This window comes from Kitasatospora sp. NPDC058965 (assembly GCF_042741245.1).
Classification (GTDB): domain Bacteria; phylum Actinomycetota; class Actinomycetes; order Streptomycetales; family Streptomycetaceae; genus Kitasatospora.
On the sequence record NZ_JBHYKG010000515.1, the window covers coordinates 1 to 3,382 of the forward strand.

General features: G+C 77.6%; 4 protein-coding genes. 1 reads left to right on the forward strand and 3 read right to left on the reverse strand.

The window, feature by feature from the left end:
• Positions 1-61: 61 nt before the first annotated feature.
• The gene (locus ACFW1A_RS39490) at positions 62-739 is read right to left on the reverse strand and encodes a transglycosylase SLT domain-containing protein (RefSeq protein WP_380418359.1); all 678 of its coding nucleotides are present in this window, start codon (positions 737-739) and stop codon (positions 62-64) included.
• Positions 740-821: 82 nt separating this feature from the next.
• Between ACFW1A_RS39490 and ACFW1A_RS39495 the strand changes: the two genes are divergently transcribed.
• Complete coding sequence (locus tag ACFW1A_RS39495; RefSeq protein ID WP_380418361.1) at positions 822-1,631, forward strand: class I SAM-dependent methyltransferase; 810 nt, start codon at positions 822-824, stop codon at positions 1,629-1,631.
• Here the strand turns inward: ACFW1A_RS39495 and ACFW1A_RS39500 are convergent.
• Both ACFW1A_RS39500 and ACFW1A_RS39505 read right to left on the reverse strand, forming a co-directional pair.
• Positions 1,603-2,682, reverse strand: coding sequence for a monodechloroaminopyrrolnitrin synthase PrnB family protein (locus ACFW1A_RS39500; protein ID WP_380418363.1), 1,080 nt, complete (start codon positions 2,680-2,682; stop codon positions 1,603-1,605). The two genes, ACFW1A_RS39495 and ACFW1A_RS39500, sit on opposite strands and share 29 nt — an antisense overlap.
• Before the next feature lie 66 nt (positions 2,683-2,748).
• A complete protein-coding gene (locus ACFW1A_RS39505; protein WP_380418365.1) occupies positions 2,749-3,264 on the reverse strand; it encodes a GNAT family N-acetyltransferase in 516 nt (171 codons plus the stop codon).
• Positions 3,265-3,382 lie beyond the last annotated feature (118 nt).

A 3,382-nucleotide genomic window follows, 5' to 3' on the forward strand; every position in this document is an offset into this window, starting at 1 on the left:
TTCCGGAACGGCGCGGTTCCCCTCGCGGCAGTCGGCGCCGACCGTTCGCCGTCGTGGCGCGTCAGGCCAGCGCCCGGCCCGCCTTCGCCCAGTTGGCGTGCAGCTGGTCCAGGTACGACGCCGCGGCGCTGCCCGGGGCGGTGCCGCGGGCGAAGGCGAGCATGTTGGAGGCACCGGCGTTGTAGCCGAGCGCCATCAGCTCGTCCTGGTTCAGCCCGGTGCTCCGGTGGGCCGGGAGTTGGGCACCGAGGTCGTGCAGGAACCAGGCCGCCGCCTCCAGCGCCAGGTCCGGGTCGTCCGGCAGCTCCTCCCACCGGCGGCCGGCGAAGTCCCGGCCGGCCTTGGTCTCGTCGAACGCGGCCCGGTGCATGTTCGCGATCCCGAACGCCGAGTCCGGCTTGAGGCGCTGCCAGGCCCGCTCCAACTCGGGGTCGTGCGGCTTGTAGCTCTCGTTGTAGAGGATCGCCATCAGCAGCTGCGGGTCGATCCCGGCCTGCCCGGCCCGGGTCTTCACCTGGGCGGCGAACCGCGCCGGATCGTAGTCGGCGGCGCCGGAGGCCGACGGCGAAGCCCCGGCGGAGTCGGCCGCGGTCGGCGGCGCGGCGGAGTGCGCGGTCCCGGGCGAGGCCGGCCCGGACGGCGCCGCCGTCGCCCCGCCCTTGTCCCGCACCCCGTGCACCAGCAGCCCGAGCGCCAGTACCGCGACGATCGCCGCCACCGCCCGTCCGACCTGTCGCATCCGCGCCGCTCCCTCCCGCAGGCCCACCACTGGTCCACCAGACTATGCTCAAAGATCCCCACCACCCGAAGGGGCCCGCGCCGTGCCCGAGTCACCGCCCCAGGACCCCTACGTCTTCGACCGCACCTGGGCTCGGGAGCACGAGCGGCTGACCGCCCTGGAGCAGGTGTACGACGGGGCGAGCACCGAGCGGCTCGCCGCCCTCGGCGTCGCGCCCGGCTGGGCCTGCCTGGAGGTCGGCTGCGGGGCGGGCAGCGTGGCGCGCTGGCTGGCCGACCGGGTCGGACCGACCGGGCACGTCCTGGCCACCGACCTGGACCCGCGGTTCGCCGGGGACCGCGGGCCGGCCCAGCTGACGGTCCGTCGGCACGACCTGCTGGCCGATCCGCTGCCCGCCGGCGCCTTCGACCTGGTGCACGCCCGGGCCCTGCTGGAGCACCTGCCGCAGCGGGACGAGGCGCTGCGCCGGCTGGTGGCCGCCGCCCGGCCCGGCGGCTGGGTGGTGGTGGAGGACTTCGACATCGAGGGACCGATGGGCGAGGCGGTGGCCCGCTACTGGCCCGCGGACCACCGACTGCCGGCCGAACGGCTCTACCGCGCCCTGACCGCCGCCTTCGCCGCGGCCGGCGCGGACCCGGGCTACGGCCGCCGGCTGCCGGACGCGCTGGCCGGGGCCGGGCTGACCGAGGTCGGCGCCCGGGTGCACGGGCCGCTGGTCGGCGGCGCCGGCGGGTTCCTCCCGCTGACGCTGCGCCAGCTCCGCGCGCCGCTGCTGGCCACCGGGCTGATCACCGGTCCGCAACTGGACGAGCTGATCGGGGTGCTGGACCGGCCGCAGGCCCGGTACCTGCCCAACCTGATGGTCACCGCCTGGGGCCGCCGGCCGCACTGAGCGGCCCGACCAGCCGGCGCTCCCGCTCCCGGGTCAGGTCCAGCAGGTGCCGCACCACCGCCGGGGCGGCGCCCGCGCTGCCGGCCCGGAACGGACCGTCCCCGGCGTAGCCCTCCCGGACCAGGCGCAGGTGGCGGCCCCGGAACACCACCAGGGTGCGCAGCAGTTCGGCGGCCGCCCCGGCCGACCGCAGCAGCGCCGCCGGCACCTGCTCCCCGGCCGCGCGCAGCGCGCGCACCAGCGCCGAGACGACCGACTCCCGGCCCTCGCGGGCGCGGTGCAGCCGCCGCCACTCGGGCAGCCCGTACTCCAGCAGCTCGGCGCGCAGCTGCTGGTGGACCGGGTCCGTCCGGTCCCCGGCCCAGAGCAGCTGGTCCACCAGGTGCAGCGGCAGGTGGGCGGCGGCCGGGCCGCAGTAGGCCCGCCCGCCGACCCGGATCTCCTGCATGTAGGGGCGCAGCCGGGCGGTGAAGAAGGCGGCCGGCGGCACCTGCGCGGCCACCGCGCCGATCGCCTCGATCAGCGGGGCCAACTGGGTCCGCGCCCCGGTCAGGGCCGCGGCGTACTCCGGGGCGGCCGGGTCCAGCCCGGGCAGCGGGGCCAGCGCCAGCACGGCCCGCTCGACGGCGGGGGCACCGACCCGGACCGAGTGGATCAGCACGTTCTCCTCGGCCGCGCCGGTGTACATCCGCTGCCGGGCACCGGACGGGTTCCAGGCCCCGTAGTGCAGCACGGTGTCCCGCGGCACCATGCCGACCGAGCCGCCGAGGCGGCGCAGCACCGGCTCGGCCGCGGGCAGCGCGGCCAGCGGCTCCACGCCGTGCCGGCGCAGCGAGTCCGCCGGCATCCCGAGGTCCCGCAACGCGGCCAGCCGGTCGGCGGTCCCGGTCAGCGGGGCGTGCTCGGCGGCGGCCACCAGCTCCGCCAGCACCGCCACCAGCCCGCGCCGGTCGGCCCGCTCGTTGAGCGCCACCAGCGGGGCGAGCACCCGGTCCGCACCGAGCGGATCGGCGTCCGCCACCTGCCGGCAGAAGGTCTCGCCCAGCCTCATGCGTCCCACCTGCCCTTCCCCTCCGACTGTGGCACACGGTCGGAGCGGGTGGCGGGCGTCCGGCCGCTACCCGCCGGGGCGGACCATCCGCACGTTCGGCAGCCGGTCGCGCCAGAGTTCGCGCTCCCCGGTGGGCGCGAAGCCGTGGCGCTCGTAGAAGCGGATCGCCCGGCTGTTGTACTCGGTGACCCAGAGCGCGATCGGGCGGCCCGCCGCCCAGTCGAGGAACTCGGCCATCAGGCGGTCGCCGGTCCCCCGCCCCTGGGCCCGGCGCAGCAGGTACATCGGCCCCAGGCTCAGCCGCTCGCCGACCGCGCCGCAGAGGAAGCCGAGCACCTCGCCGCCCGGCTCGGGCCGGACCACCCGGCAGAACCAGCCGGCCGGGTCGGTGCGCGCCGACTCCAGCAGGCCGAGCCAGCGCTGCCGCCCGGCCTCCGCCAGCAGCTCGGCGCGCTGGGCCCGCAGCCAGTCCAGGTCGATGCCGGCCGCCGGTTCGGGGTAGGTCTCCAGCCAGCAGTCGTAGTGGACCCGGGCGATCCGGGCGGCCTCGGCCGGCTCCGCCCCCGTCAGCACGTGGGTCATCGCGCACCGAGGCGGCACGGCAGGCTGAGGAAGCCGCCCAGGAACCCGCTCGCGTCGCCCGGGCCGTAGCAGCGGGCCACCCCGGTCAGGTCCGCCCCGTCGCTGCGCAGCTCCAGCC

Excerpts from the sequence above, each read along its gene's own strand:
- ACFW1A_RS39490 (WP_380418359.1), bottom strand. The coding sequence starts at position 739 with ATGCGACAGGTCGGACGGGCGGTGGCGGCGATCGTCGCGGTACTGGCG.
- ACFW1A_RS39500 (WP_380418363.1), bottom strand. The coding sequence starts at position 2,682 with ATGAGGCTGGGCGAGACCTTCTGCCGGCAGGTGGCGGACGCCGATCCG.
- ACFW1A_RS39505 (WP_380418365.1), bottom strand. The coding sequence starts at position 3,264 with ATGACCCACGTGCTGACGGGGGCGGAGCCGGCCGAGGCCGCCCGGATC.